This window comes from Serratia sp. TMDUHS_CL, assembly GCF_037137105.1.
GTDB lineage: Bacteria > Pseudomonadota > Gammaproteobacteria > Enterobacterales > Enterobacteriaceae > Serratia > Serratia nevei.
In genome coordinates, this window is the sequence record NZ_JBBBDV010000014.1 from 71,180 (window position 1) to 97,804 (window position 26,625).

Here is a 26,625-nt window from a genome sequence, read left to right on the forward strand (position 1 = left end):
CGGATTTTCACAGCCATTAACGCATCAGATATCGATGTTCGCCGCTTTCAGGGCGTTTTCTTCGATAAAGGCACGGCGCGGTTCAACCGCATCGCCCATCAGCGTGGTGAACAGCTGATCGGCAGCGATGGCGTCCTTGACGGTCACGCGCAGCATGCGGCGGCTTTCCGGATCCATGGTGGTTTCCCACAGCTGCTCCGGGTTCATCTCGCCCAGACCTTTATAACGCTGCACCGACAGGCCGCGGCGCGACTCTTTCACCAGCCACTCCAGCGCCTGCTCGAAGCTGTCTACCGGCTGACGACGTTCGCCACGCTCGATGAACGCACCGTCTTCGATCAGCCCGCGCAGCTTCTCGCCCAGCTGGCAGATCTTGCGATATTCGCCGCCGTGGATGAAGTCGAAGTCCAGCTTATAGTCGGTATCCACGCCGTGGGTGCGGATGCGCAGCGCCGGCTCGAACATCTGGCGCTCACGGTTCTCGAAGATCACGAAGTCATAGCTGCTGCCGTGCTGCTCTTTGTCGTTCAGCGCCTGCACCAGCGAAGCGATCCAGGTTTTCACCTTGGCTTCATCGCTGAGATCGCCTTCGTTCAGCGTCGGCTGGTAGATCAGGCTGTTCAGCAGCGCGCGCGGGTAGCGGCGCTCCATGCGGCCGATCAGCTTCTGCACGCCGTAGTGTTCGGCCACCAGTTTTTCCAGCTGCTCGCCGCCGAGCGCCGGTGCGCTGGCATTGGTGTGCAGCGTAGCGCCGTCCATCGCGATGGCGATCTGGTACTGATCCATCGCCTCGTCATCTTTGATGTACTGCTCTTGCTTGCCTTTCTTCACCTTGTACAGCGGCGGCTGCGCGATGAACACGTGGCCACGCTCGATGATTTCCGGCATCTGGCGGTAGAAGAAGGTCAACAGCAGCGTACGGATGTGCGAACCGTCGACGTCGGCATCGGTCATGATGATGATGCTGTGGTAACGCAGCTTGTCCGGGCTGTACTCGTCGCGGCCAATGCCGCAACCCAGCGCGGTGATCAGCGTCGCCACTTCCTGCGAGGAGAGCATTTTGTCGAAACGCGCTTTCTCGACGTTGAGGATTTTCCCCTTCAGCGGCAAGATAGCCTGGTTCTTGCGGTTGCGCCCCTGCTTGGCAGAGCCGCCCGCGGAGTCCCCTTCCACCAGGTACAGTTCGGACAGCGCCGGATCGCGTTCCTGGCAGTCCGCCAGTTTGCCCGGCAGGCCGGCCAGATCCAGTGCGCCTTTGCGGCGGGTCATCTCACGCGCTTTACGCGCCGCTTCGCGCGCGCGCGCCGCGTCGATGATTTTGCCGACCACGATTTTCGCATCGCCTGGATTTTCCATCAGGTAATCCACCAGCTTCTCGTTCATCAGCGTTTCAACCGCGGTTTTCACCTCGGAGGAGACCAGCTTGTCCTTGGTCTGAGAAGAGAACTTCGGATCCGGCACCTTCACCGACACCACGGCAATCAGGCCTTCACGCGCGTCATCGCCGGTGGCGCTGACCTTGGCCTTCTTGCTGTAGCCTTCCTTTTCCATGTAGCTGTTCAGCGTACGGGTCATCGCGGTACGGAAACCGACCAGGTGCGTGCCGCCGTCGCGCTGCGGAATGTTGTTGGTGAAGCAGTAGATGTTTTCCTGGAAACCGTCGTTCCACTGCAGCGCCACTTCCACGCCGATATCGTCTTTCACGGTCGAGAAGTAGAACACGTTCGGGTGGATCGGGGTTTTGTTCTTGTTCAGATACTCGACAAACGCCTTGATGCCGCCTTCGTAATGGAAGTGGTCTTCACGGTCGGTGCGCTTGTCCTTCAGGCGGATAGACACGCCGGAGTTGAGGAAGGACAGCTCGCGCAGACGCTTGGCCAGAATGTCGTACTCAAAATCGGTCACATTGGTGAAGGTCTGGTGGCTCGGCCAGAAGCGCACCATGGTGCCGGTCTGTTCGGTTTCGCCCACCACGGTCAGCGGCGCCTGCGGCTCGCCGTGGCTGTAAGTCTGTTCGTGTACTTTGCCTTCGCGGCGGATCACCAGCTCCAGTTTCTCCGACAGGGCGTTAACCACCGAGACGCCCACGCCGTGCAGGCCGCCGGAAACTTTATAGGAGTTGTCGTCGAATTTACCGCCGGCGTGCAGCACGGTCATGATGACCTCTGCGGCTGAAACCCCTTCTTCCGGGTGAATGCCGGTCGGAATGCCGCGGCCGTCATCCTGTACCGATACCGAGTTGTCGGCATGGATGGTGACCTGAATGTCACTACAGTGGCCCGCGAGCGCTTCGTCGATAGCGTTGTCCACAACCTCGAATACCATGTGGTGCAGACCGGTGCCGTCATCGGTATCGCCGATATACATGCCCGGGCGCTTGCGCACCGCATCCAGCCCTTTTAATACCTTGATACTTGAGGAGTCATAAGAATTCGACATCAACGTTTCTCGCTCATTTTAGTCCTGTGGTTGAACCTCTATTTTACCCTGTTCCACGCGGAACATCTTGCCCTTTTCACCGGCCATGTCGGTCACTTGTTCAGCGCTGACCGCGCTGACAAAAACCTGGGCCTGGGTGGCTTTCAGGCGATCGGCCAGCAACCGGCGACGGCCGGTGTCCAGCTCGGAGGCAAAATCATCAATCAGATACAGGCAACGCCGCCCGCTCTGCCGGGTGAGAAACTCACCCTGCGCCAAGCGCAACGCGCACATCAGCAGCTTAAGCTGACCGCGCGATAACAAATCCTCTACCGGCGTGCCGTCGGCACGAATGCGGAAGTCCGCTTTATGCGGCCCCACCGCGGTATAGGTCAACGCCCTGTCGCGCTCGAACTGGCGCTCCAGCAGCTCGCCGTAGTCGCTCTCTTTGTCCCAGCCGCGCTGGAAGGAGAAGCTCAGGGCGAATTCAGGCAGAAACTGCGCGCAGGTCGCGGTGATATCCGCGGCGATCGCGTCGCTGTATTCCGCCCGCCATTCGCTGATGCGCTCCGCGAGCGGGATCAGTTCCTGATCCCAGGCGCGGATCTGCGCATAGCGACTCACCTGGCGCAGCGCGGCATTGCGCTGCTTCAGTAACCGTTTCAGGTTGCTCCAGGCGGTGAAAAAACCGGGTTCGTTATGAAAACAGCCCCAGTCAAGGAAGGCGCGCCGGAATTTCGGCCCGCCGTTCAGCAGGGTAAAACCTTCGGGGGTGATCAGCTGCATGGGCAGCAGCTGCGCCAGCTCGGCCACCTTGTGGCCGTCGCTGCCATCGATGCGTACTTTGCTGTCACCCTGACGGCTCTTGCTCAATCCTACCGACAGCTCGCGCTCCGTACCTTCTATGCGGCCGTGCAGCACGAACTCCGGCTGGTCGTGACGGATCACCCGACCGGCCTGCAGGCTGCGAAAGGCGCGGCCGTGCCCGAGCGTATATACCGCTTCCAGCACGCTGGTCTTGCCGCTGCCGTTGGCGCCGACCAGGAAGTTGAATCCCGGCGCCAGCGCCAAATCCGCCGCCTCGATATTGCGGAAATCTTTAATCAATAAACGCGTCAGAGCCATGCAATCTCTTTACCGATGACGGTGCTGTAATTCAAGGTAACGAGACTACAACCGCATTGGCATGACAACGTAGGCCGCCGCCTGGCTGGCGCCGTCTTCGATCTGCACGCTGGAGACCGAGTCGGTCAACAGCAGGCGCACGTCTTCACACTTGAGCGCGTTCAACACGTCCAGCACGTAGCTGACGTTGAAGCCGATCTCCATCTCCGCGCCGTCGTAGCTGACGTCGAGGATCTCTTCCGCCTCTTCCTGCTCCGGGTTGTTGGCGGTGATCTTCAGCTGGTTCTGGCTGACGTACAGCCGCACGCCGCGGAATTTCTCGTTCGAGAGAATGGCCGCGCGCGCAAACGCCTGCTTGAGCAGATCGCAGCCGGCTTCCAGCGTTTTATCCGGGTTCTTCGGCAAGACGCGGCGATAGTCCGGGAAACGGCCGTCAACCAGCTTGGAGGTGAAGATGAAATCGCCGACGTGGGCGCGAATGTTGTTGCTGCCGATCTGCAGCTGCAGCAGCGAATCGCCGCCGTCCAGCAGACGCACCAGCTCCATCACCCCTTTACGCGGCACGATCACCGAATGCGACGGCAGCTGTTGGCCGATCGGCATCGAACACACCGCCAGGCGGTGGCCGTCGGTCGCGACGGTGCGCAGCTCTTCGCCTTCGGTTTCAAACAGCATGCCGTTCAGGTAGTAACGCACGTCCTGATGGGCCATCGAGAACTGGGTGGCTTCGATCAGGCGCTTCAGCGTCGCCTGCGGCAAGGTGAACTCCACCTCGCTCTGCCAGTCGTCCAGGTTCGGGAAGTCCGCCGCCGGCAGCGTGGACAGCGAGAAGCGGCTGCGGCCGGACCGCACCAGCATGCGCTCGCTCTCCAGCGTGACGGCGATCTCCGCCCCTTCCGGCAGGCCACGGCAGATATCAAAGAATTTACGCGCGGGCACGGTGGTCGCGCCCGCCTCGTGCGGTTGGGACAGGGCGACGCGCGCCACCATCTCCATCTCCAGATCGGTGCCGGTCAGCAGCAGGGAGCCTTCCGTCACCTGCAGCAGCAGGTTGCCCAGGATCGGCAAGGTCGGGCGGCCGCCCAGCGGGCTGCTCACCTGTTGCAGCGGTTTTAGCAGATGCTCACGTTCAACGATAAATTTCATAGCGCTATGAAGATAATGTTCTGATTAAATTGGAGAAATCTTCTTTGATGTCGTGACTTTCCTCACGCAGCTGCTCGATCTTCCGGCAGGCGTGCAACACCGTGGTATGGTCGCGGCCACCAAACGCATCGCCGATTTCCGGCAGGCTGTGGTTGGTGAGTTCCTTCGCCAGCGCCATCGCCATCTGGCGCGGGCGGGCAACGGATCGCGAACGCCGCTTGGACAGCAAATCCGCGACTTTAATCTTGTAATACTCCGCCACCGTCTTTTGAATATTGTCGATGGTGACCAGCTTTTCCTGCAGCGCCAGCAGATCGCGCAGCGCTTCGCGCACGAAATCGATGGTGATGGCCCGGCCGGTAAAGTTGGCGTTGGCGATCACGCGGTTCAGCGCCCCTTCGAGCTCACGCACGTTGGAACGCAGGCGCTTGGCGATGAAGAACGCCACTTCGCCCGGCAGGCGAATGTCGTTCTCGTCGGCCTTTTTCATCAGGATCGCCACGCGGGTTTCCAGCTCCGGCGGCTCGATCGCCACCGTCAGCCCCCAGCCGAAGCGGGACTTCAAACGATCTTCCACCCCGTTGATCTCTTTAGGGTAGCGATCCGAGGTCAGGATGATCTGCTGATTGCCTTCCAACAGGGCGTTAAAGGTATGGAAGAACTCTTCCTGCGAACGCTCCTTGTTGGCGAAGAATTGGATGTCATCGATCAGCAAGGCGTCGACCGAACGGTAGTAGCGCTTAAACTCTTCGATGGCATTGTTCTGCAACGCTTTGACCATGTCCTGCACGAAGCGTTCCGAGTGCATGTAGACCACTTTGGCGTTGGCTTTGCGCGCCATGATGCCGTTGCCGACCGCGTGCAGCAGGTGAGTTTTACCCAGGCCGGTGCCGCCATACAGGAACAGCGGGTTGTAGGCGCCGCCCGGGTTGTCCGCCACCTGGCGAGCCGCCGCGCGCGCCAGCTGGTTGGACTTACCCTCGACGAAGTTGTCGAAGGTGTGCTTGGGGTTGACGTTGGAGCGGTAAGAGAGCTCGGGTTGCGCCGCCGCGTTGTCCCAGCTCGGGCGCGAAGGCGCGGCCGTGCGTGCCGCCGGGGCTGCGGGGGCGCTGCTGACGCTGGCGGTCACGGTCTGGCTGATCACCTGCGTGATCGGCTTGCTGCCGACTTCAAAACGCAGCAAAGGCGCATCCGTGCCGCAGAAATCATTCAGCAGACCATTGATGTTGTTTAAGTACTTATCGCGAACCCAATCCAGCACAAAACGGTTAGGCGCGTACAGCGCCAGGGTGTTGTCACTCAGTTCCGCCTGCAATGGGCGAATCCACATACTAAATTCTGTGGCAGGTAACTCATCCTGCAATCGGGCAAGACACTGCTGCCAAAGCGAAAGTGACACGGCGGACTCCACTCGAACAAGATCAATAAAGAAAAGAAACGGGCAACTTTTTTATAACTCATGATTTTTGACACATACCCAGCATCGGCTGTTTGCCTGTGGGGGATGCGAACCGCCTTTCACGGTTTGTGTCCCTCACGATCCCGGTATGAGGGATCGCGATCGGAATGACGGATCATAGCGCAATCCGCGCAAGAGATCCTCCCCTTCCTCACAGATTAGATCCATTTTATCCACAGGCCGCAGCCGGCGGCGATCTTTTCGCCGCTGGCGCCGAATGGCCGCGCAGATCCCGGCCGCTGCGCCGCGTTTTTTACATTGTCAACCGGTTATACCCTGTTATCCACGCCGGATCCTGCGATCGCGCGCAAAGGATCTCACGGGGATCCTTGCGATTTCACCCCGAGTCCGTATAATCTTCGCCCTACGTGTGATACCTGGTTCCTTATGGTGCGTCATTAGCCAGACAGGATTCTGCGGTGACCACGGGCCAAGACCGGATTTTGTTCCGTTATTGGCAGACAACCAGGTAGGCTGGCGCGATGCGAATTGACTCAGGACTGTACAATTATTACAATCCCGCTTCTTTATGTATTGCGATTGAGGCGTCGGTCATCTTCACGCCGAGTAGCCAAACGCGTTTACTGATCAGTAATTATTTTAAGTTTAGGTAGAAATCGCTATGAAACGCACTTTCCAACCGTCCGTATTGAAGCGCAACCGTAGCCACGGTTTCCGTGCTCGTATGGCCACCAAAAATGGTCGTCAAGTTCTGGCCCGCCGTCGTGCGAAAGGCCGTGCTCGTCTGACTGTTTCTAAGTAATAAAGCTAACCCGCTGAGTGGTTAAGCTCGCTTTTCCCAGGGAGTTACGTTTGTTAACTCCCACTCATTTCACTTTCGTCTTCCAGCAGCCACAACGGGCTGGCACGCCGCAAATCACCATCCTCGGCCGCCTGAACCAGCTGGGGCATCCCCGCATCGGTCTTACCGTCGCCAAAAAACACGTCAAACGCGCGCACGAGCGTAATCGGATCAAACGCCTAACCCGCGAAAGCTTCCGCCTGCGTCAGCACGAATTACCGGCGATGGATTTTGTCGTGGTGGCCAAAAAGGGGATAGCGGATTTGGATAACCGCGCGCTGACGGAAGCTTTGGATAAATTATGGCGTCGCCACTGTCGCCAGGCTCCCGCATCCTGATCGGGCTGGTGCGGGCCTATCAGCTCGTCATCAGTCCGCTGCTAGGGCCTCGTTGTCGCTTCCAGCCGACATGCTCTCATTACGCAATTGAGGCATTAAGCAGGTTTGGCATGATAAAAGGCAGTTGGTTAGCATTGAAACGCGTATTAAAATGCCACCCTTTGAACCCAGGTGGCGATGATCCGGTGCCGCCAAAAACCGACGATAACAGAGAACACTAACGATGGATTCGCAACGCAATCTTCTCCTCATCGCTCTGCTGTTCGTGTCTTTCATGATCTGGCAGGCATGGCAAACGGACAACGCTCCGCAGCCGGCCGCACAGACCACGCAACAGACTTCGAACGCAGTAGCCGGTGATGCCGCCAGCCAGGCCGTGCCAGCCAGTGGTCAGGGTAAGCTGATTACCGTGAACACCGACGTGCTGTCACTGACCATCAACACCCGTGGTGGCGATATCGAGCAGGCTAAACTGTTGGCCTACCCGGATACTCTGGGTTCATCGACTCCGTTCCAACTGCTGGAAACCACTCCGTCATTCGTCTATCAGGCGCAAAGCGGCCTGACCGGTAAAAACGGCCCGGACAACCCGGCCAACGGCGAACGCCCGCTGTATCAGGCGGCGCAGGACAGCTACACCCTGCCGGAAGGCCAGGACGAGCTGCGCATCCCGCTGACCTACACCGATAAAGACGGCGCGGTCTACACCAAGACCTTCGTGCTCAAACGCGATCACTATGCGGTCGGCGTGGATTACAGCATCGACAACAAAGGCGCGACGCCGCTGGAGCTGACCCTGTTCGGCCAGCTGAAGCAGACCACCGAATTGCCTAAGCACCGCGATACCGGCAGCAGCAACTTCGCGCTGCACACCTTCCGCGGCGCGGCGTACTCGTCCAGCGATGACAAGTACCAGAAATACGCATTCGACAAAGACGAAAACCTGAGCGTCACCACCAAAGACGGTTGGGTCGCCATGCTGCAACAGTACTTCGCCACCGCGTGGGTACCGGCGACCAAGGGTGACAACACCTTCTACACCGCCAAACCAGGCGACAACCTGTCCACCATCGGCTTCAAATCTACGCCGGTCGTGGTGCAGCCGGGCGCTCAGCAGCAGCTGAACGCGACCCTGTGGGTCGGCCCGGAGCTGCAGGACCAGATGGCCCAGCTGGCGCCGCACCTGGACCTGACCGTGGATTACGGTTGGCTGTGGTTCATCTCCCAGCCGCTGTTCAAACTGCTGAAGTTCATCCACGGCTTTATCGGTAACTGGGGCTTCTCCATCATCATCATCACCTTCATCGTGCGCGGCATCATGTACCCGCTGACCAAGGCGCAGTACACCTCGATGGCGAAAATGCGCATGCTGCAGCCGAAGCTGCAGGCGATGCGCGAGCGCATCGGCGATGACAAACAGCGCATGAGCCAAGAGATGATGGCGCTGTACAAGGCGGAGAAAGTGAACCCGCTCGGCGGCTGCCTGCCGCTGATCATTCAGATGCCGATCTTCCTGGCGCTGTACTACATGCTGATGGGTTCGGTCGAGCTGCGCCACGCGCCGTTCGCCCTGTGGATCCATGACCTGTCGGCGCAAGACCCGTACTACATCCTGCCAATCCTGATGGGCGTGACAATGTTCTTCATTCAGAAGATGTCGCCGACCACCGTGACTGACCCGATGCAGCAGAAAATCATGACCTTCATGCCGGTGATCTTCACAGTGTTCTTCCTGTGGTTCCCGTCCGGTCTGGTACTGTACTACATCGTCAGTAACCTGGTGACCATCCTGCAGCAGCAGCTGATTTACCGTGGTCTGGAAAAACGCGGTCTGCACAGCCGCGACAAGAAAAAAAGCTAAGCGTATTGTAGGGGTTCGGCGCGCCGACCCTTGCAGTCACACCAAAGGCGGTCATTAGACCGCCTTTTTGCATCTTAATCGTCAGAGAGAACCGTTATGAGCACCACCGATACCATCGTAGCCCAAGCCACCCCGCCGGGACGCGGCGGCGTCGGCATTCTGCGCATTTCCGGAAGCCAGGCCAAAGACGTCGCCCAGGCGTTGCTCGGCAAGCTGCCGAAGCCGCGCTACGCTGACTATCTGCCGTTCCGCGACGCCACGGGCGCCACCCTCGATCAGGGTATCGCGCTGTGGTTCCCGGGGCCGAACTCCTTTACCGGCGAAGACGTGCTGGAACTGCAGGGCCACGGCGGGCCGGTGATCCTCGATCTGTTGCTCAAGCGCGTGCTGGCGCTGCCCGACGTGCGCATCGCACGGCCCGGCGAATTCTCCGAACGCGCGTTCCTCAATGACAAACTCGATTTGGCGCAGGCCGAAGCGATTGCCGATCTGATCGACGCCAGCTCCGAGCAGGCGGCACGTTCGGCGATGAACTCGCTGCAGGGCGCCTTCTCCACCCGCATCCACCAGCTCGTGGAAGCGCTCACTCACCTGCGAATCTACGTGGAAGCGGCGATCGACTTCCCCGACGAGGAAATCGACTTCCTGTCCGACGGTAAAATCGAGGCGCAGCTCAACGACGTGATGGCGGATCTGGACAGCGTGCGCGGCGAAGCGCGCCAGGGCAGCCTGCTGCGCGAAGGGATGAAGGTGGTGATCGCCGGGCGCCCCAACGCCGGTAAATCCAGCCTGCTCAATGCGTTAGCCGGGCGTGAGGCGGCGATCGTCACCGATATCGCCGGCACCACCCGCGACGTCCTGCGCGAACATATCCATATCGACGGCATGCCGCTGCACATCATCGACACCGCCGGCCTGCGCGACGCCAGCGACGAAGTTGAGCGTATCGGTATCGAACGTGCCTGGAACGAGATCGAACAGGCCGACAGAGTGCTGTTTATGGTGGACGGTACCACCACCGCTGCCACCGAGCCGGCGGAGATCTGGCCGGAGTTTATGGCGCGCCTGCCGGGCACGCTGCCGATCACCGTGGTGCGCAACAAGGCCGACATCACCGGTGAAACGCTGGGTCTGACAGAAGTGAACAACCACTCACTTATTCGCCTGTCGGCGCGCACCGGCGAAGGCGTCGATGTGCTGCGCGATCATCTGAAACAGAGCATGGGCTTCACCAGCAACATGGAAGGCGGCTTCCTGGCGCGCCGTCGCCACCTGCAGGCGCTGGAGCTGGCGGCACAGCACCTGGTGCAAGGCAAAGAACAGTTAGTGAGCGCTTACGCGGGCGAGCTGTTGGCCGAGGAGCTACGCCAGGCGCAGCTGGCCTTGAGTGAAATCACCGGCGAATTCACCTCCGACGACCTGCTGGGCCGCATCTTCTCCAGCTTCTGTATCGGTAAATAACACCGCCAGACGCCTTCACGGCCGGGACAAACCCTTGTTCCGGCCGTTTTTCTTTCCCGCGCTCGCTCTGCGCGCCGGCTCACAGAGCCGCTACCGCCCTCCACGCTATACTGAAAAGTCAGGAATCTCTCTCAGGAACGAGTCAACATGGCATTGACCCTCAAGGTACTGCTGGAAAACCGCCGCGCCGCCGGCGCCGACCCATTATTGCAGGCCAAGGCCGGGCTAAGCCTGCTGATTGAGGATGAGACGACGTCCATACTGTTCGATACCGGCCCCGACGACAGCTTTCTGCGCAATGCGGCGCTGATGGGCGTCGATCTCTCCCGTATTACCGCAACGGTGCTCTCCCACGGCCACTATGACCACTGCGGCGGCGTCGCCTGGCTGCCGGACAACAGCCGCATCATCTGCCACCCGCAGATCGGGGATGAACGCTATGCGGCGCTGAAGGTGCTGGGCCACACCCGCAAAATCAAAAAGCTCTCCTTGGATATCGACTACTCGCGCCACCGCATGCACTACAGCCGCGAACCGCTGGCGATCGGCGATCGCTTTATGTGGTCAGGCGAAATCGCGGTACCCGCCCCGCGCGCCTACGGGGTGATCGCCGGGGAAAACGCGGCGGTAGATTACGTGATCGACGAAGGGGTGCTGATTTACAAATCGGATCGCGGTCTGGTGATCGTGACCGGCTGCGGGCACCGCGGGATCGTCAATATCGTGCGCCATTGCCAGAAAATCACCGGGATCGATCGGATCCACGCCCTGATCGGCGGTTTTCATCTACGCTGCGCTTCCCCGCGCACGCTCTGGCGCGTCCGCCGTTTTTTACGGCAGTATCCGCCGGAAAAGATCATGGGCTGCCACTGTACCGGCGCCTGGGGCCAGCTATGGCTGCCGGCAGGGATCTCACCGGCCACCGGCGATACGCTGATCCTGGATTAGACGTACCGCCTTACACAAATAGCGTCGCTATCACCGCGATGCCGCAGCACAGCACCGCTATTCCCACCATCTTTTGCCGGCCGTCGCCCCGCTGTAAAAAATACAGTGATGGGATGAAAAAGACGGTCATCACGATAACGGGTATCGACCAGCTCGAGATGATCTTGATAATACTCGGATTAATCGTGCCGATAAGCGTACAGACAATAATGTTCCCCGCGATAATTCCCTTTTTTCCCGCCATGCCGAAGGACGTAATACCGTCGATTACACCAGTCAACGTGCCCATATAAGCACCACCGGTGAGCAAACACAGCAATAGGGCTGCGCCTAACCATGCCATCGAGTTGCCGGTCAAGCCGGCGGTATAAAACAGCGCATCCACATTACGGCCGTTAATGATCGAGATATCATCCAACGTCAGCAAGCGGCTGATAGCGATAACGATCATGGCGATAAACGCCAAGATCAGTATCTTGCCGAACAGAATACTGCGCGCCTGCGGCCGCACTGCGCTTTTCGCAAACCGCTGGATGCACGGGGTAAAGTTAAACGTAAAAAGAAAAATCGGCAGCAGCATCAACGTCTGCAATGAAATGCTCGGCGGCGCAGGCGCCAGCTGAGCCCCAGCAGGTTGTAACAGGAAAAACACCGTCAGGATCGCCACCATCACGATAGAAACCAGTGCCATTCTGGAGATCAGGTGCTCAATTCGCTGGCTAAACGCCAACCATGCAGCCGACAGCATCACACTCAACAACAGCGAAATGCCGCCCCGAATCCAGAATCCATCGTGGAGAAAAGACACGACGACGTTAACCAGGGTAATGAAATTTATCAGCACGATAATGATCATCGACAGAATAAACAGCACACAGACAATTGCCGCCGCCCGCTCGCCGATAAACGTCGATGATGCCGCCAGGAAATCTTTCTCCGGGTGCGAAGTGATGAATTTGAAAAAAAGATAGTGCGCCATCATCGATACCGACATGGCGATAACGATAAACAGCGCGAACGCTTTCATCCCCAACACGCCCGGCCCCACAGCCTGGGGCAAAAAGAAAATCCCGGCGCCGAATGCCGTGGAGAAAAAGGTAACTGGCCAATACAGGTGTGAAATTTTCATGATGATGCTCGACCATCATGGCTATGCGGCAACGCATAGCCAACTGGCACAAAAAATGTCATTCGAAACAGGATCTGCCGAAGAAGACCAGTAAGGAAGGCAAGGAGAAGTTATCGTAAAAAGTCGCGGCTGCACGATAGCCGTTAAGCACGTTAACGCACGAACACAGCGGAAAAACGCCAATATGCGACGTGTAATTATCGAAGACTTTATTGGAGGAAATGCGATACCGAATGGCCCTGAACGTCGCGGCATTTCCCGCCGCGCAGGTCGGTTTATTTTCCTTGATGATATCGAACCTATGCTCTCCCACCGTCATCTTCACATTGCCGTCTTGGCGCTGAAAATACGCCTCTTTATCCATACGGTTCTTAATATGGCGTTTAAAGCGATCCGCCATGTTTTTTTCACTGACATAAAATGTATTTATATCAATACTATGGCTTTGATTCGACGCCAGAATGTAGTCATTTATTTTTTCCGGAATAATATACGGCGATGTCGCTATCTTCCTGAATTCGTTAGCGCCGTCTATCTCGCTGCCATCGCTTTTTTCCATATAGAAATCATTTATTTCCATCAAGAAGTCAGGCTGAACATTGAGCTGTCGAATGGATTCGACTATGTAGTCAATGCAGAATTGCGCTGATTTTTCCACTTCATTGCTGACAGAAAAACGATCGTCCAAATTAACCACGGTATGCCCACCGGAAATCAGCACCTTATCCGTCAAAAAAGACGATGCCAGCGCGATGAGCTCTTCGACGTTGTTATTTGAAACCTCATTATTTACCACCTCAATGATTCCATTCTGATCGGCTTTGTAGACGATAAAACGATCTTCGCCCTTCCAACCTTTTTTGCAGTTGCATTTATATTCTTTAAAAACAACACGTTCAGCTGTCTTATAAAATTCGGCGCTTTGCAGCGGCATTAACTCGAGATCTGGCATGCCCTTCTTCCCTATTCGTAGCCAATGACGCCAATTTTTTATAACAATAGCTAATGTAAATTTAGTGATCTGACTCTGATAATTAACAACCACCCACATAAATCATGGTTTTTTTTGGCCTTGGTCACACTTCCAAGTTTAGGTTATTTTAACCATTTTTATTTTGTGGTTTTATGTGTCCAACAAACGGATGCGGAGAGGTGGGCGAGTGATTTAAGCCAGATTTAAGAAACTAACCGTTTCTTAAATCCACACGAGTCATCGTGTCGTAGGTTCGAATCCTGCTCTCTCCGCCAACTTTTTCTTATCTGATAGTTATTTTTATAGATTCATTAGACGCCGTCGATTCGAACGTGGTTGGTTTCGGTACTGATTAATTTTATGCGCTTATTCAGATCCGCACGCTCTTCTCCCTCCCCCGCCTATATAGCGCAAAAGCCAACAAATCGGATAAAACGCATAGTGTTTTTTGATGATAAATCCTCAACTTAGTCTTAATCTAACACCCCTGCGTTCTTAGCGACCCTCTGTCATGGAGTGAACAATGGCGTGTCATTTTGCCCGCTGGACCCCGGCCTCCGCTGTCCTGGATACCCAAAGACTCTCCGACGAAGTGATAGCCGCCACCCGCACCTTTTCCGTTAAACGCCGCACGCGCTTTCTGCAAGGGCGCATTCTGCTCGCCGAAATGATGTTCTATCTGTACGGCCTGCCGACGCTGCCCCCCATCGCCACCACGCCGACCGGCCGCCCCTGTTTCGCCGATCATCAGCTGCCCGATTTCAGCCTCGCTTACGCCAGCAACACCGTGGGCGTGCTGCTCAGCGACGAAGGCAAAGTCGGACTGGATATCGAAGTGATGCGCGCGCGCGGCACCCGGCAAAGCGCGCTGCAACACGCGCATCAGACGCCGGCAGAAAGTGCCTGGATCGGCGCGCAGGACGATCGGCTGGAGGCAGAGACTCAGCTGTGGAGCATCCGGCAAAGCGTGCTGAAAATTTCCGGCCTCGGCAACAGCGGCCAGGCTACGCTGCGTCTGCATCCCTTCTCCGGCCACCTGCGCTCCAGCGCCACGCCGGACGTTCAGGTGATGAGCGACGCCGACGAATACCTGAGCTGGGCCTGCGCCGGCAGCCCCGGCCTGGACCGCCTGCTGTGCTGGCGCTACGAAGAGCGCCGCGGCCTGCACAAAGACGGGGAAATCTCGCCGCGCAGCCCGGCGGCATCCTCGCGCTTCGTTAAACTGACGGGCCTGAAGACGCCCGGTTAACGCAGCGCAAAGCGGATAACGCTGTCTTTACCGCACAAGTTGCTGGATTAAATTGTAAAGACAGCTAAATGTTGAGCAATCGCCTATTCTCGACCCGCGCTTTAGCCTACTATTCGCCCATGTTGTACGCTGAATCTGCTCATTCGAAAGGGAGAATCACCATGTCAGACCAAGCCTTGAAAATCGTCACTCTGCTCGGCAGCCTGCGCAAAGGCTCCTACAACGCCATGGTGGCCCGCGCCCTGCCTGGGCTGGCCCCACAGGGCGTCACCATTGAAGCGCTGCCTTCCATCCGCGATATCCCGCTGTACGACGCCGACATGCAACAGGGTGAAGGCTTCCCTGCCGCTGTCGAGGCGATCGCCGAACAGATCCGCCAGGCCGACGGCGTGATCATCGTCACCCCTGAATATAACTATTCCGTGCCCGGTGGGTTGAAGAACGCCATCGACTGGCTGTCTCGCTTGCCGAATCAGCCGCTGGCCGGCAAGCCGGTCGCCATTCAAACCAGCTCGATGGGGCCGATCGGCGGCGCGCGCTGCCAATACCATCTGCGCCAGATCCTGGTGTTCCTCGATGCGATGGTAATGAACAAGCCTGAGTTTATGGGCGGCGTGATCCAGAGCAAGGTCGATGAACAGGCCGGTGAACTGAGCGATCAGGGAACGCTGGATTTCCTGACCGGCCAGCTGTCCGCGTTCAGCGATTTTATTCGCCGCGTGGAGTGACCGTCTCGCGGTGCCCGCGGGGCGCCGCAACAGGACATGAAGTCCGTCAATTCATTGAAAATTAAAGCCATAGCATCATGTATTTTTTCATTTTAGCGTTATTTTTTGTTTCCATCACCAGTCCCGCTTTCGCCGCAGACATGCGTTATCCCGCCGGTGAAGAGCCGCTGGAGCTGCCGGCACACAGCGCGCTCAACGCCCAGCTGTCGCGATCCGCGCAAAACCAGGAAGACAAAAAGCTGGGCGCCATGTCGCTGTACCTGACGCTGATGCGCGAAGACGGCCGCAACGTCTGGGCGCCCTACCAGCTGGCGGTATCGTCGGCGGAGAAAGGCCAAACCGAGCTGGCGGAGCGCTACCTGCAGCTGAGCGCCGACCGCGGCCTGTGGTACTACTACAACCTGCTGGAGGACGACGCCTTCAACAGCATCCAGCACTCCGCCACCTACCAATCGATCCTGGCCGCCACCAAAGCGCGCTATCTGCAGCACGCCCGTCACTATGAAGGCAAGGCCAGCTACGCGATGCCGGACGGCGAAGCGCCGCCCGAAGGCTGGCCAACGGTGATCTTCCTGCATACCTACGGCAAAGCCGCCGCCATCAGCCCCGAAGAACGGCTGCTGTTCGGCGAAATGGGCGTGGCGTACATCGAGATCAACGGCACGCAGATGCTGTCGGAAAACAGCTTCCGCTGGTCGAATTACAGCGACGAGAGCACCCACACCGCCATTCAGCGTACGCTGCAACAGCTGGCTCCCCAGCTAAAGCTGAATACCCAACGGATTTACCTCAGCGCCCGCGGCCAGGGCGCACTGCACGCCGCCAACCTGATCGCGAAGTACCCGCAGTTTTACGCCGGCGCGCTCCTGATCGCCCCCAACGGGGAGATCAAGCCGGCCCAGCAGTCGCTGGCGGCGCAAAAGAAAATCGTGATGGCGTATTACGATCGGCAGAACTTCAGCGAGCAGGCGCTGGCATTGCACTTCGCCAATCTGTTCGGGGAGGATAATCAGGTGCAGACGCTGCACTTCGCCCAAGGAGAGGATGCCGCCGGCAGTTGGCAGGCGCGCTTCAGGCGGCCGTTGCAGTGGGTGTTGGATCGGGCGCCGGATGCGACGCCGGGCGTCTAGGGGTTCAGGGCCGGCAGGCGCCGGCCCTTTGGCGGTCAATGGCCGTCGACGAAGACGATCTTCAGCACGAACAGCAGCGCCACCACCACCACACACGGGCTGATTTCACGCCAGCGGCCGGTGCCGAGCTTCATCACGCAGTAGGAGATAAAGCCGAGCGCGATACCTTCGGTGATCGAGAAGCTGAACGGCATCATCACCGCGGTAACAAACGCCGGTACCGCTTCGGTCAGATCGTCCCACTTCACCCGCGCCAGGCTGGAGGTCATCAGCACGCCGACGTAGATCAGCGCGCCGGCGGCGGCGTAAGCCGGCACCATGCCCGCCAGCGGCGACAGGAAGATCACCAGCAGGAACAGCAGGCCGGTGACCACCGCCGTCAAACCGGTGCGGCCGCCGACGGCGACGCCGGAAGAGCTTTCGATGTAAGCGGTCACGGAAGAGGTGCCCGCCAGCGAACCGGCCACCGAGCTGATGCTGTCGACGTACAGCGCCTGCTTCATGCGCGGGAACTTGCCCTGGCTATCGGTCAGGCCGGCTTTATCGGTAACGCCGATCAGGGTGCCCGAAGAGTCGAACAGGTTCACCAGCATAAACGAGAAAATAACCCCGGCCAGCCCGATGTTCAGCGCACCGGCCACGTCGACCTGGCCCACCACTGAGGTGATGCTCGGCGGCAGGGAGAACAGGCCGCCGTATTTCACGTCGCCCAGCATCCAGCCGATAAGGGTGGTGACCACGATCGACACCAGCACCGCCGCGTGGAAGTTACGCGAAGAGAGCACGGCGATGATGAAGAAGCCGAGCGCGCCCAGCAGCACGTTGTGCGAAGTCAGGCTGCCGATGGTCACCAGCGTGTCCGGGTTGGCCACTACGATGCCGGCGTTTTTCAGCCCCATCATGCCGATGAACAGACCGATGCCGCTGGTGATGCCGACCCGCAGGCTGACCGGAATGTTGGCGATCATCCAGTAGCGGATGCGGAAAATGGTCAGCAGCAGCAGGCCGACCGCTCCCCAGAAGATGGCGCCCATGCCCACCTGCCAGGAGATGCCCATCGCCCCGACCACCACGAAGGCGAAGAAGGCGTTCAGGCCCATCGCCGGCGCCAGCGCCACCGGCAGGTTCGCCAGCAGGCCCATAAAGATGCTGCCGAAGGCGGCGATCAAACAGGTAGTGACAAATACCGCCTGGGTATCCATGCCCGCCGCGCCCAAAATTTGAGGGTTAACGAACACGATATACACCATGGTGAGGAAGGTGGTGATACCGGCAATCGTTTCCGTACGCGCCGTCGTGCCATGTTGCTTGAGTTTAAACACGCGCCCAAGCAAGCCTTGCTCAGCGTCAAGGCCAGATACTGGTTTGGTCATTATCAGAATTCCGAAAATGGGAATGGACAGTCGCCGGCTATCCTATAACAAAAAGTGGGGCTTTTGACGCCGGTCACAGGTTTTTTTCGCCGTCTTTACGGCTAAACGCGTCAACGGCTTGTATTTACAGGCTTTCATCCCCCGTTCCCGCCCGCTGCGTTGCCGTTTGCCGGCACGGCCGATAAAATGGCCTATCGCATCTCTTACCCTACCCGCTAAAAAAACAGGAATCCGCATGTCTTCGACCTTTATCGATAAGCTCGCGTTAATTACGCTGAAAGATGACAAAGTGGCGCTGGTGCGTTCACACAATAAGACGCTGTTTTATGTCCCGGGCGGTAAACGCGAAGCGGGTGAAACCGACGAACAGGCGCTGTGCCGCGAAATCGACGAAGAGCTGACCGTGGCGCTGCTGCCGAGCTCCATCGCGTTTTACGGCGAGTTCACCGGCCCGGCGGACGGCAAGCAGGACGGCACCCAGGTGCGCATTCGCTGCTATCAGGCCGACTTTACCGGGCAGCTGCAGCCGGCCGCCGAAATCGCCGAACTCAGGTGGTGCGACAGCCGCGATTTGCCGCACTGCTCACACGTCGCCGCGCTGATTTTGCACGATCTTAAGGCGCGTAACCTGATCAAGTGATCGCTGAGCGGCCTCAGCGGCGTTAACCCGAAGGAACCTGTCCCGCATGAATCAGATTGACTGCATTTTGTTCGACTGCGACGGCACGCTGGTGGACAGCGAAGTGCTGTGCAGCAAAGCCTATGTGCACATGTTCGCCCGATACGGCATTCACCTGTCGCTGGAAGAGGTGTTCAAGAAATACAAAGGGGTGAAGCTGTACGAGATCATCGATCGGGTCAACGCCGAGCAGGGCACTAACCTGGCAAAAGAGGCGCTGGAACCGCTGTATCGGCAGGAGGTGGCGCGGCTGTTCGACAGCGAATTACAGCAGATTGCCGGCGCCCGCGAGCTGCTGGCGCAGGTGACGGTGCCTGTCTGCACCGTCTCCAACGGGCCGGTCAGCAAGATGCAGCACTCGCTCGGCCTGACCGGCATGCTGCCTTATTTTGATGACCGGTTGTTCAGCGGCTATGACATTCAGCGCTGGAAGCCGGATCCGGCGATCGTGTTTCACGCCGCCGAACGGATGCAGGTGCCGGTGGCGCGCTGCATCCTGGTGGACGATTCGCCCGCCGGCGCCCAGGCCGGCATCAACGCCGGCATTCCGGTCTTTTACTTCTGCGCCGATCCGCATAACCCGCCGATCGACCACCCGCTGGTGACGACGTTCGACGACCTGGCCCAGCTGCCGGCGCTGTGGCGCGAACGCGGCTGGCGACTGACGGCCGATTAACTGGCCGGCAACGGCGGCTTGTTGCGCCACCAGCGCCAGGACCGCTTCAGCGCGCGGGTTTGCGCGCCGAAGCGGCGGTTAACCGCGTTGGCCAGCAGATCGAGCGCCAGGCAGAACACGAAATAGACCAGCGCCACGAACAGGAACACTTCCATCGGGTAAACCATGCTGCGGTTGTTGACCTGGGTCGCCAGGAAGGTCAGTTCGCCAACGCCGACGATATAAGCCAGCGAGGTGTCCTTGATCAGGGAGATCCACTGGTTAATGAACGACGGCACCATCATGCGCAGCGCCTGCGGCAGCACGATCATGCGCAGCGTCTGCCAACGGGTCAGCCCCAGAGAAAGCCCGGCCTGCCACTGGCCGGGGCCGATCGCGGCGATGCCGGCCTTCACCGCATGGGCCAAATAGGCCGAAGCGATCAGCGCCAGCGCGCACACCACGGTAGTGATTTCCGGGATCTCGACGCCAAACACCATCGGCAGCAGGAAATAGGTCCAGAAGATCAGCATGATGACCGGAATGGCGCGGAAAAAGCCCAGCACCGCCGCCAGCAATCCGGCAGCGACGCCGCGTGACATCGCCAGCGCCACGCCGAATAACGTGCCGAGCACCGCCGAAGCCACGCCGGCCATCAGGCTGATCGCCAACGTCAGCGCCGCGCCGCCCAGCGGTCCGTCCGGCCAGGTGCCCCACAGCAGGTAGCCCAGGTTATCGTGAATTACGCTGAAATCCATCTCAATGTCCTCCCAGCGGTTTACGCTGTTGGCACCACATGCCCCAGCCTTCCAGCAGCGCGATGATGGCGATATACAGCACCGTCGCCACGCCGAACGCCTGGAAGGTGCGCAACGTTTCGGTTTCGACCTGACGCGAGGCGTAAGAGAGTTCGGCAACGCCGATCGCCATGGTCAACGACGAGTTCTTGATCACGTTCATGTATTGCCCGAGCAGCGGCGGCAGCGCGATTTTCAGCGCCTGCGGCAGCACCACGTAGCGCATCGCCTGCCAGCCGGTCAGCCCCAGCGCCTGGGCGGCATATTTCTGCCCGCCGGCGACGCCGCGAATACCGGAACGGATCTCTTCGGCGATAAAGGCGGTGGAGTAGAGCGTCAGGCCGAAGAAACCGGCGAGAAACTCGAACGACGGCCACTCCAGCGGGCCGACCTGATGCGAGCTGTTCAGCCACTGCATGGCGGCGGACGGCAGGATCTGCCCGGCGGCGAAGTACCAGAAGAACAGCTGCACCAGCAGCGGCGTATTGCGAAACAGCGAGCTGTACTCCATCGCCAGCCAGCGCAACGGCCGCAGGCTGCTGTCGCGCATTGCCGCCAGCACAAAGCCCAGCAGCGTGGCCGCCAGGCCCGCGCAGGCGGAAAGCCACAGCGTCAGCAGGAAGCCGTGCCACAGCCAGCTCAGGTATTGCGGCGCCAGCAGCCAGTCCAGGTTCATGTTCAATCCTTGTCTTGCAGAATGCATCAGGGGCGCAGCAAGCTGCGCCCCTCCGTGCCGATCTCAGCGCGAGCGGTTAAATCAGGCTTTCGGTTGCTGATCCAAAGGCGCGATTTTGAAATCACCGCGCGGTTGGGCGGATTGGGTTTCCGGCCCGAACCAGCGATCGTAAATCTTAACCGCTTCGCCGTCTTTTTCCAGCTTGATCAGCGTCTCGTTCACCGCGGCGGTCAGGCGATCTTCGCCCTTGGGAATGCCGACGCCCTGGTACTCTTTGGTCAGGCTGAACGGCGAAATTTCAAACTCCGCCTTCTGCGCCGCCGGCAGGTTGCCGAGCAGGCCGACCAGCTTGGCGTCGTCCTGAGTGATCGCCTGCACGTTGCCGTTACGCAGCGCCACAAACGCCAGCGGGGTGTCATCATAAGAGATCACTTTCGCCGTCGGGAAACGCTCGCGCAGGGTGATTTCCTGCACCGTGCCCTTATCCGCGCCGATGCGCAGCTTCTTGATGTCTTCCGGGGTTTTCAGCACGCCTTTGCGGGCGATGAATTTCTGGCCGGTGGCGAAGTACGGCACGCTGAAGTTCACTTCCTTGGCGCGCTCGTCGGTAATGGTGAAGTTGGCGGCGATCAGGTCAACCTTCTTCGACACCAGCAACGGAATGCGGTTGGCCGGGTTGGTGGCGCGCAGCTCCACTTTTACCCCCAGCGCTTTGCCGATCGCATCGGCGACGTCCACATCGTAGCCCACCAGCTTCTTGCTCTGCGGATCGATGTAGCCGAACGGCGGGTTGCTGTCGAACACCGCGATACGCACCACGCCGGCTTGCTTGATATCGTCAAGTTTGTCCGCGTGCGCGGCGCCGGCGGCGAGGCCGGTCAGACTGGCTAACAACGTTAAGGCCAAAGCGCGATGTTTCATAGAAAGCTCCTAAGTGGTTGATGTCCTGCTGGCGGATAAGCTAGCAAGCGCCACATAGGTCAGGAAATAATATAAAAAGCTATATTTATAACCTTTTTATCTTTACGCGCTTAAGATGGAATAAAGGCGCGGGAAACCGCGCCTTTGAAGGATATTACCCGGAAAGGGTTAGTCGGCCTTTTCGTCTTTACCGCCCGGAGAGAGAAGCTTTTCCAGGGCGTCACCGCCCAAATGACGGAAGTCCTGCCCTTTGACGAAATAGAAGATAAATTCGCAGATGTTCTGGCAGCGGTCGCCGATGCGCTCGATAGAACGGGCGCAGAACAGCGCGGTCAGCACGCTGGGAATGGTGCGTGAGTCTTCCATCATGTAGGTCATCAGCTGACGCACGATGCCTTCATACTCCTGGTCGACCTTTTTATCTTCACGGTAGATACGGATCGCCTCGTCCAGATCCATGCGCGCGAAGGCGTCCAGCACGTCGTGCAGCATCTGCACGGTGTGGCGCCCCAGCGATTCCAGGCTGACCAACAGCGGCTGGTGCTGGTGCGAGAACTTTTCCAGCGCGGTGCGGCAAATTTTGTCCGCCACGTCGCCGATGCGCTCCAGCTCGGAAATGGTTTTGATGATCGCCATCACCAGGCGCAGATCGCTGGCGGTTGGCTGGCGCTTGGCGATGATGCGCACGCAGGCTTCGTCGATCGCCACTTCCATCATGTTGACCTTGGCGTCGCCTTCGATCACGCGCTTGGCCAGCTCGCCATCCTGATTGTGCATCGCGGTGATAGCGTCAGTCAGCTGCTGCTCCACCAGCCCGCCCATGGTCAGCACCTGGGTGCGGATATGCTCAAGCTCTGCGTTGAACTGGCCGGAAATGTGTTTGTTTAAATTCAGGTTATCCATGATGCTTCCTATCAACCATAACGGCCAGTGATGTAGTCTTCAGTCTGCTTTTTCTGCGGCGCAGTGAACAGGTTATCAGTATCACTGAACTCGATCAGCTCGCCCAGATACATAAATGCGGTAGAGTCGGAGCAGCGCGCCGCCTGCTGCATGTTGTGCGTCACGATCACCACGGTGTAGTCGGCCTTCAGCTCGCTGATCAGCTCTTCAATCTTGCCGGTGGAGATCGGATCCAGCGCCGAGCAAGGCTCATCCAGCAACAGCACTTCCGGACGAATGGCGATGCCGCGGGCGATGCACAGACGCTGCTGCTGGCCACCGGAGAGGCTGTAGCCGCTCTGGTGCAGCTTGTCCTTGGTTTCGTTCCACAGCGCCGCCTTGGTCAGCGCCCACTGCACGCGCTCGTCCATATCGGCGCGCGACAGCTTTTCAAACAGGCGAACGCCGAAGGCGATGTTGTCGTAAATCGACATCGGGAACGGCGTCGGCTTCTGGAACACCATGCCGACCTTGGCGCGCAGCAGCGCGATATCCGAGTTGTCGGTCAGGATGTTCTGGCCGTCCAGCAGGATGCCGCCTTCCGCACGCTGTTCCGGGTACAGCTGATACATCTTGTTGAAGGTGCGCAGCAGGGTGGATTTGCCGCAGCCGGACGGGCCGATAAACGCGGTGACCTTGTTTTTGGCGATATCCAGCGTGATGTTCTTCAGCGCATGGAATTTGCCATAGTAGAAGTTCAGATCGCGTACCTGAATTTTGCTGCTGGAAGCGTCAGTAACCATACTCATCAAGACTTCTCTCTTTTCATCAGCGCCGCCAAAGCGGCGCTCAAAATTTTATGAATGCTTTTTCTTGGCGAAAATCACGCGCGCCAGGATATTCAGTAACAGTACGCACAGGGTGATCAACAGCACCCCGGCCCAGGCCAGCTGTTGCCATTCGGCGAACGGGCTCATGGCGAATTTGAAGATGGTCACCGGCAGGTTGGCGATCGGCTGCATCAGGTCGGTGCTCCAGAACTGGTTCGACAGCGAGGTGAACAGCAGCGGTGCGGTTTCCCCCGCGATGCGCGCAATCGCCAGCAGCACGCCGGTGATGATGCCGGACACCGACGCCTTCAGCGTGATGGCGGAAATCATGCGCCATTTCGGCGTACCCAGGGCGTACGCGGCCTCGCGCAGCGTATCCGGTACCAGCTTCAGCATGTTTTCGGTGGTGCGAATGACGATCGGCACCTGCAGCAGCGCCAGCGCTACGATGCCGGCCCAGCCGGAGAAGTGTTCCATCTTCGCCACCACGATGGTGTAAACGAACAGGCCCACCACGATCGACGGTGCGGACAGCAGGATATCGTTGATAAAGCGGATCACTTCCGCCAGCCAGGATTTACGGCCGTATTCCGCCAGGTAGATGCCGGCCATGATGCCCAGCGGCGTACCGAAGATGGTCGCCCACAGGATCAACAGGCCGCTGCCAGCGATGGCGTTGGCCAGGCCGCCGCCCGCGGTATTCGGCGGCGGGGTCATTTCGGTGAACAGCGCCAGCGACATACCGTCGAAGCCTTTGGTGACGGTGGCGATCAGGATCCAGATCAACCAGAACAGCCCGAACGCCATGGTCGCCATCGACAGGAACAGCGCGAGGCGGTTTTTCTGCCGGCGCCAGGCCTGCATTTTGCGGCGGCTTTCCGCCAGAACGACTGCGTTTTGCATATCCATCGTCGCCATGTTAACGCCCCTCATTCTTGGCCAGACGCATGATCATCAGTTTCGACAGCGCCAGCACGATAAAGGTGATAACAAACAGAATCAGACCCAGCTCCATCAACGCGGCGGTGTGCACGCCGGACTCGGCTTCGGCGAATTCGTTGGCCAGCGCCGAGGTGATACTGTTGCCCGGCATGTACAGCGAAGCGCTGTCGAGCTGGTAGGTGTTACCGATGATAAAGGTCACCGCCATGGTTTCCCCCAGCGCGCGGCCCAGGCCCAACATCACGCCGCCGATGACGCCGTTTTTGGTGAACGGCAGCACGATACGCCAGATGACTTCCCAGGTGGTGCAACCGATGCCGTAGGCCGACTCTTTCATCATCACCGGCGTCTGTTCGAACACGTCGCGCATGACCGCGGCGATGTAAGGAATGATCATGATCGCCAGGATCACCCCGGCGGCCAGAATGCCGATGCCGAAGGCCGGGCCGGAGAACAGCTCGCCGACGATCGGAATGCCCGACAGCACTTCGCCCACCGGCGTCTGGAAGTATTCGGCGAACAGCGGGGCGAACACGAACAGACCCCACATGCCGTAGACGATGCTCGGGATGGCCGCCAGCAGCTCAATGGCGATGCCCAGCGGCCGCTTCAACCAGTTCGGCGCCAGTTCGGTCAGGAACAGCGCGATGCCGAAGCTCACCGGCACGGCGATGATCAGCGCGATAAGCGAGGTGACCACGGTACCGTAGATCGGCACCAGCGCGCCGAACTGCTCCGCCGGCGCGTCCCACTCTTTGGTCCACAGGAAAGCGAAGCCGAATTTCTGCATGCTTGGCCAGGAGGCGAAGATCAGCGAAACGATAATGCCGCCCAGCAACAATAGGGTAATCAGCGCAGCCAGTCTCACCAGCGCGCTGAAAATGATGTCACCGTTTTTGCCCGGTGCTTTGATGGTCGGCTTGTACTCAGCCATAGATTACTCTCTGTTTGAACCCTGTCAGCCCCAACCGGGATCGGAGCCTGAAGAACTGTGTGGGGCGCGGCGAACCCGCGCCCCTGCGTTGTTAGTACAGCGCTTTACCTGAACTGTCTTTTACGTTGGTTTTCCAGGCCGCGCGCACCTGCTCAACCACTTCTTTCGGCAGGGTGGCGTAATCCAGCTCGTTAGCCTGTTTGCCGCCGGTTTTGTAGGCCCAGTCGAAGAACTTCAGCACTTCGGCGCCCTGAGCAGGGTTTTTCTGCTCTTTGTGCACCAGGATGAAGGTGGTGGAGGTGATTGGCCACACGTTGTCGCCTTTCTGGTCTGTCAAATCCTGAGCGAAGGTCTTGCTCCAATCCACGCCTTTGGCCGCGTTGCTGAAGCTCTCTTCGGTCGGGCTGACCGGTTTGCCGTCGGCAGAAACCAGCTTGGTGTAAGCCAGGTTGTTCTGTTTGGCGTAAGCGTATTCTACGTAGCCGATAGAGCCAGGCAGACGCTGAACGAAGGCGGCGATGCCGTCGTTGCCTTTGCCGCCCAGACCGGTCGGCCAGTTAACGGTAGAACCGGCGCCAATTTTTTCTTTCCACTGCGCGTTGGCCTTGGACAGGTAGCTGGTGAACACGAACGAGGTGCCGGAACCGTCGGCGCGGCGTACCACGGCGATGTTCTGGTCAGGCAGTTTCACGCCTGGGTTCAGCTTGGTGATAGCCGGATCGTTCCATTTTTTGACGTTGCCCAGGTAGATATCGCCCAGGGTTTTGCCGTCCAGCGTCAGTTCGCCGGATTTAATGCCCGGAATATTCACGGCCAGCACCACGCCGCCGATCACGGTCGGGAACTGGAACAGGCCGTCAGCCGCCAGCTTGTCGTCAGACAGCGGGGCGTCGGAGGCGCCAAAGTCAACGGTGTTGGCCACGATTTGCTTCACGCCGCCAGAGGAGCCGATGCCCTGATAGTTAACTTTGTTGCCGGTTTCTTTCTGATAAGAATCTGCCCACTTGGCGTAAACCGGAGCGGGGAATGTCGCACCTGCACCGGTCAGGCTGGCAGCAGCGAACGCGGACACGGCGGTCAGGGAGAAGGTCGCTGCCACAATACTGGCGACGGTGGTACGCATCAGTTTCATAATCCCTCCTAATGGGATATTTAAAATCGACTTCGAG

General features: G+C 58.8%; 26 protein-coding genes and 1 pseudogene. 12 read left to right on the top strand and 15 right to left on the bottom strand.

Annotated features, from left to right (window positions below):
* Nucleotides 1–24: 24 nt before the first annotated feature.
* The 4 genes from gyrB to dnaA are packed head-to-tail and all read right to left on the bottom strand — an operon-like array spanning nucleotide 25 to nucleotide 6,088.
* Nucleotides 25–2,439 (bottom strand): DNA topoisomerase (ATP-hydrolyzing) subunit B, encoded by a 2,415-nt coding sequence (gyrB, locus tag WCL58_RS21560; protein WP_060424357.1) that lies wholly within the window; start codon nucleotides 2,437–2,439, stop codon nucleotides 25–27.
* Between the two features lie 18 nt (nucleotides 2,440–2,457).
* Nucleotides 2,458–3,543 carry a DNA replication/repair protein RecF gene (gene recF / locus WCL58_RS21565; RefSeq protein ID WP_033636531.1) on the bottom strand — a complete coding sequence of 362 codons (1,086 nt, stop codon included), beginning with the start codon at nucleotides 3,541–3,543 and terminating at the stop codon, nucleotides 2,458–2,460.
* A 45-nt stretch (nucleotides 3,544–3,588) separates the two neighbouring features.
* Nucleotides 3,589–4,689: a DNA polymerase III subunit beta gene (gene dnaN, locus WCL58_RS21570; RefSeq protein WP_064290625.1), complete on the bottom strand. Its 1,101-nt coding sequence runs from the start codon at nucleotides 4,687–4,689 to the stop codon at nucleotides 3,589–3,591.
* A gap of 4 nt (nucleotides 4,690–4,693) precedes the next feature.
* Nucleotides 4,694–6,088, bottom strand: coding sequence for a chromosomal replication initiator protein DnaA (gene dnaA / locus WCL58_RS21575; RefSeq protein ID WP_004933889.1), 1,395 nt, complete (start codon nucleotides 6,086–6,088; stop codon nucleotides 4,694–4,696).
* Nucleotides 6,089–6,770: 682 nt separating this feature from the next.
* Here dnaA and rpmH point away from each other — a divergent pair.
* The 6 genes from rpmH (at nucleotide 6,771) to WCL58_RS21605 (ending at nucleotide 11,558) form a co-directional block, all read left to right on the top strand.
* Entirely contained in the window at nucleotides 6,771–6,911 is a 141-nt protein-coding gene (gene rpmH / locus WCL58_RS21580) for a 50S ribosomal protein L34 (protein WP_000831330.1), read from the top strand.
* A gap of 17 nt (nucleotides 6,912–6,928) precedes the next feature.
* On the top strand, nucleotides 6,929–7,288 hold the full coding sequence (gene rnpA / locus WCL58_RS21585; protein ID WP_004933883.1) for a ribonuclease P protein component: 360 nt from the start codon (nucleotides 6,929–6,931) through the stop codon (nucleotides 7,286–7,288).
* Nucleotides 7,252–7,509 carry a membrane protein insertion efficiency factor YidD gene (yidD, locus tag WCL58_RS21590; RefSeq protein WP_004933881.1) on the top strand — a complete coding sequence of 86 codons (258 nt, stop codon included), beginning with the start codon at nucleotides 7,252–7,254 and terminating at the stop codon, nucleotides 7,507–7,509. The genes rnpA and yidD overlap by 37 nt, the downstream gene beginning before the upstream one ends.
* A gap of 2 nt (nucleotides 7,510–7,511) precedes the next feature.
* Complete coding sequence (gene yidC / locus WCL58_RS21595; protein WP_049200579.1) at nucleotides 7,512–9,149, top strand: membrane protein insertase YidC; 1,638 nt, start codon at nucleotides 7,512–7,514, stop codon at nucleotides 9,147–9,149.
* Between the two features lie 96 nt (nucleotides 9,150–9,245).
* Nucleotides 9,246–10,610, top strand: coding sequence for a tRNA uridine-5-carboxymethylaminomethyl(34) synthesis GTPase MnmE (mnmE, locus tag WCL58_RS21600; RefSeq protein WP_038876016.1), 1,365 nt, complete (start codon nucleotides 9,246–9,248; stop codon nucleotides 10,608–10,610).
* A gap of 147 nt (nucleotides 10,611–10,757) precedes the next feature.
* Nucleotides 10,758–11,558: an MBL fold metallo-hydrolase gene (locus WCL58_RS21605; RefSeq protein WP_147840598.1), complete on the top strand. Its 801-nt coding sequence runs from the start codon at nucleotides 10,758–10,760 to the stop codon at nucleotides 11,556–11,558.
* A gap of 10 nt (nucleotides 11,559–11,568) precedes the next feature.
* Here WCL58_RS21605 and WCL58_RS21610 read toward each other — a convergent pair whose 3' ends face one another.
* Nucleotides 11,569–12,687 carry a threonine/serine transporter gene (locus WCL58_RS21610; RefSeq protein ID WP_336851590.1) on the bottom strand — a complete coding sequence of 373 codons (1,119 nt, stop codon included), beginning with the start codon at nucleotides 12,685–12,687 and terminating at the stop codon, nucleotides 11,569–11,571.
* A gap of 58 nt (nucleotides 12,688–12,745) precedes the next feature.
* Complete coding sequence (locus tag WCL58_RS21615; RefSeq protein ID WP_336851591.1) at nucleotides 12,746–13,639, bottom strand: hypothetical protein; 894 nt, start codon at nucleotides 13,637–13,639, stop codon at nucleotides 12,746–12,748.
* 194 nt (nucleotides 13,640–13,833) lie between these two features.
* Here WCL58_RS21615 and WCL58_RS21620 point away from each other — a divergent pair.
* The 4 genes and pseudogenes from WCL58_RS21620 (at nucleotide 13,834) to WCL58_RS21635 (ending at nucleotide 16,767) form a co-directional block, all read left to right on the top strand.
* Nucleotides 13,834–13,935 (top strand): annotated as a pseudogene (locus tag WCL58_RS21620).
* A 248-nt stretch (nucleotides 13,936–14,183) separates the two neighbouring features.
* Nucleotides 14,184–14,909 carry a 4'-phosphopantetheinyl transferase family protein gene (locus tag WCL58_RS21625; RefSeq protein WP_038876020.1) on the top strand — a complete coding sequence of 242 codons (726 nt, stop codon included), beginning with the start codon at nucleotides 14,184–14,186 and terminating at the stop codon, nucleotides 14,907–14,909.
* A 161-nt stretch (nucleotides 14,910–15,070) separates the two neighbouring features.
* Complete coding sequence (locus WCL58_RS21630) at nucleotides 15,071–15,637, top strand: NADPH-dependent FMN reductase (protein ID WP_025304752.1); 567 nt, start codon at nucleotides 15,071–15,073, stop codon at nucleotides 15,635–15,637.
* Between the two features lie 77 nt (nucleotides 15,638–15,714).
* Nucleotides 15,715–16,767: a hypothetical protein gene (locus WCL58_RS21635; protein WP_038876022.1), complete on the top strand. Its 1,053-nt coding sequence runs from the start codon at nucleotides 15,715–15,717 to the stop codon at nucleotides 16,765–16,767.
* Between the two features lie 35 nt (nucleotides 16,768–16,802).
* On the opposite strand, the gene WCL58_RS21640 is transcribed toward WCL58_RS21635, so the two are convergent.
* Complete coding sequence (locus WCL58_RS21640; protein WP_028128066.1) at nucleotides 16,803–18,140, bottom strand: NCS2 family permease; 1,338 nt, start codon at nucleotides 18,138–18,140, stop codon at nucleotides 16,803–16,805.
* A gap of 235 nt (nucleotides 18,141–18,375) precedes the next feature.
* Between WCL58_RS21640 and WCL58_RS21645 the strand changes: the two genes are divergently transcribed.
* Together WCL58_RS21645 and yieH are read left to right on the top strand one after the other, a co-directional pair.
* The gene (locus tag WCL58_RS21645) at nucleotides 18,376–18,780 is read left to right on the top strand and encodes an NUDIX hydrolase (RefSeq protein WP_060424368.1); all 405 of its coding nucleotides are present in this window, start codon (nucleotides 18,376–18,378) and stop codon (nucleotides 18,778–18,780) included.
* Between the two features lie 46 nt (nucleotides 18,781–18,826).
* Nucleotides 18,827–19,495 carry a 6-phosphogluconate phosphatase gene (gene yieH / locus WCL58_RS21650; RefSeq protein ID WP_060424370.1) on the top strand — a complete coding sequence of 223 codons (669 nt, stop codon included), beginning with the start codon at nucleotides 18,827–18,829 and terminating at the stop codon, nucleotides 19,493–19,495.
* Here the strand turns inward: yieH and WCL58_RS21655 are convergent.
* From WCL58_RS21655 to pstS, 8 genes are all read right to left on the bottom strand, one after another.
* Nucleotides 19,492–20,232, bottom strand: a complete 741-nt coding sequence (locus tag WCL58_RS21655) for an amino acid ABC transporter permease (protein ID WP_049200565.1) — start codon at nucleotides 20,230–20,232, stop codon at nucleotides 19,492–19,494. The two genes, yieH and WCL58_RS21655, sit on opposite strands and share 4 nt — an antisense overlap.
* Before the next feature lies 1 nt (nucleotide 20,233).
* Complete coding sequence (locus tag WCL58_RS21660; RefSeq protein ID WP_336851592.1) at nucleotides 20,234–20,947, bottom strand: amino acid ABC transporter permease; 714 nt, start codon at nucleotides 20,945–20,947, stop codon at nucleotides 20,234–20,236.
* An 81-nt stretch (nucleotides 20,948–21,028) separates the two neighbouring features.
* On the bottom strand, nucleotides 21,029–21,868 hold the full coding sequence (locus WCL58_RS21665; RefSeq protein WP_019455482.1) for an ABC transporter substrate-binding protein: 840 nt from the start codon (nucleotides 21,866–21,868) through the stop codon (nucleotides 21,029–21,031).
* Between the two features lie 168 nt (nucleotides 21,869–22,036).
* Nucleotides 22,037–22,771 (bottom strand): phosphate signaling complex protein PhoU, encoded by a 735-nt coding sequence (gene phoU / locus WCL58_RS21670; protein ID WP_016929613.1) that lies wholly within the window; start codon nucleotides 22,769–22,771, stop codon nucleotides 22,037–22,039.
* Nucleotides 22,772–22,782: 11 nt separating this feature from the next.
* Complete coding sequence (gene pstB / locus WCL58_RS21675; protein ID WP_016929614.1) at nucleotides 22,783–23,553, bottom strand: phosphate ABC transporter ATP-binding protein PstB; 771 nt, start codon at nucleotides 23,551–23,553, stop codon at nucleotides 22,783–22,785.
* Between the two features lie 54 nt (nucleotides 23,554–23,607).
* The gene (gene pstA / locus WCL58_RS21680) at nucleotides 23,608–24,498 is read right to left on the bottom strand and encodes a phosphate ABC transporter permease PstA (protein ID WP_019455481.1); all 891 of its coding nucleotides are present in this window, start codon (nucleotides 24,496–24,498) and stop codon (nucleotides 23,608–23,610) included.
* Between the two features lies 1 nt (nucleotide 24,499).
* Complete coding sequence (gene pstC, locus WCL58_RS21685) at nucleotides 24,500–25,456, bottom strand: phosphate ABC transporter permease PstC (protein WP_004933822.1); 957 nt, start codon at nucleotides 25,454–25,456, stop codon at nucleotides 24,500–24,502.
* Between the two features lie 91 nt (nucleotides 25,457–25,547).
* Nucleotides 25,548–26,588 carry a phosphate ABC transporter substrate-binding protein PstS gene (pstS, locus tag WCL58_RS21690; protein ID WP_038876034.1) on the bottom strand — a complete coding sequence of 347 codons (1,041 nt, stop codon included), beginning with the start codon at nucleotides 26,586–26,588 and terminating at the stop codon, nucleotides 25,548–25,550.
* Between the last annotated feature and the right edge of the window lie 37 nt (nucleotides 26,589–26,625).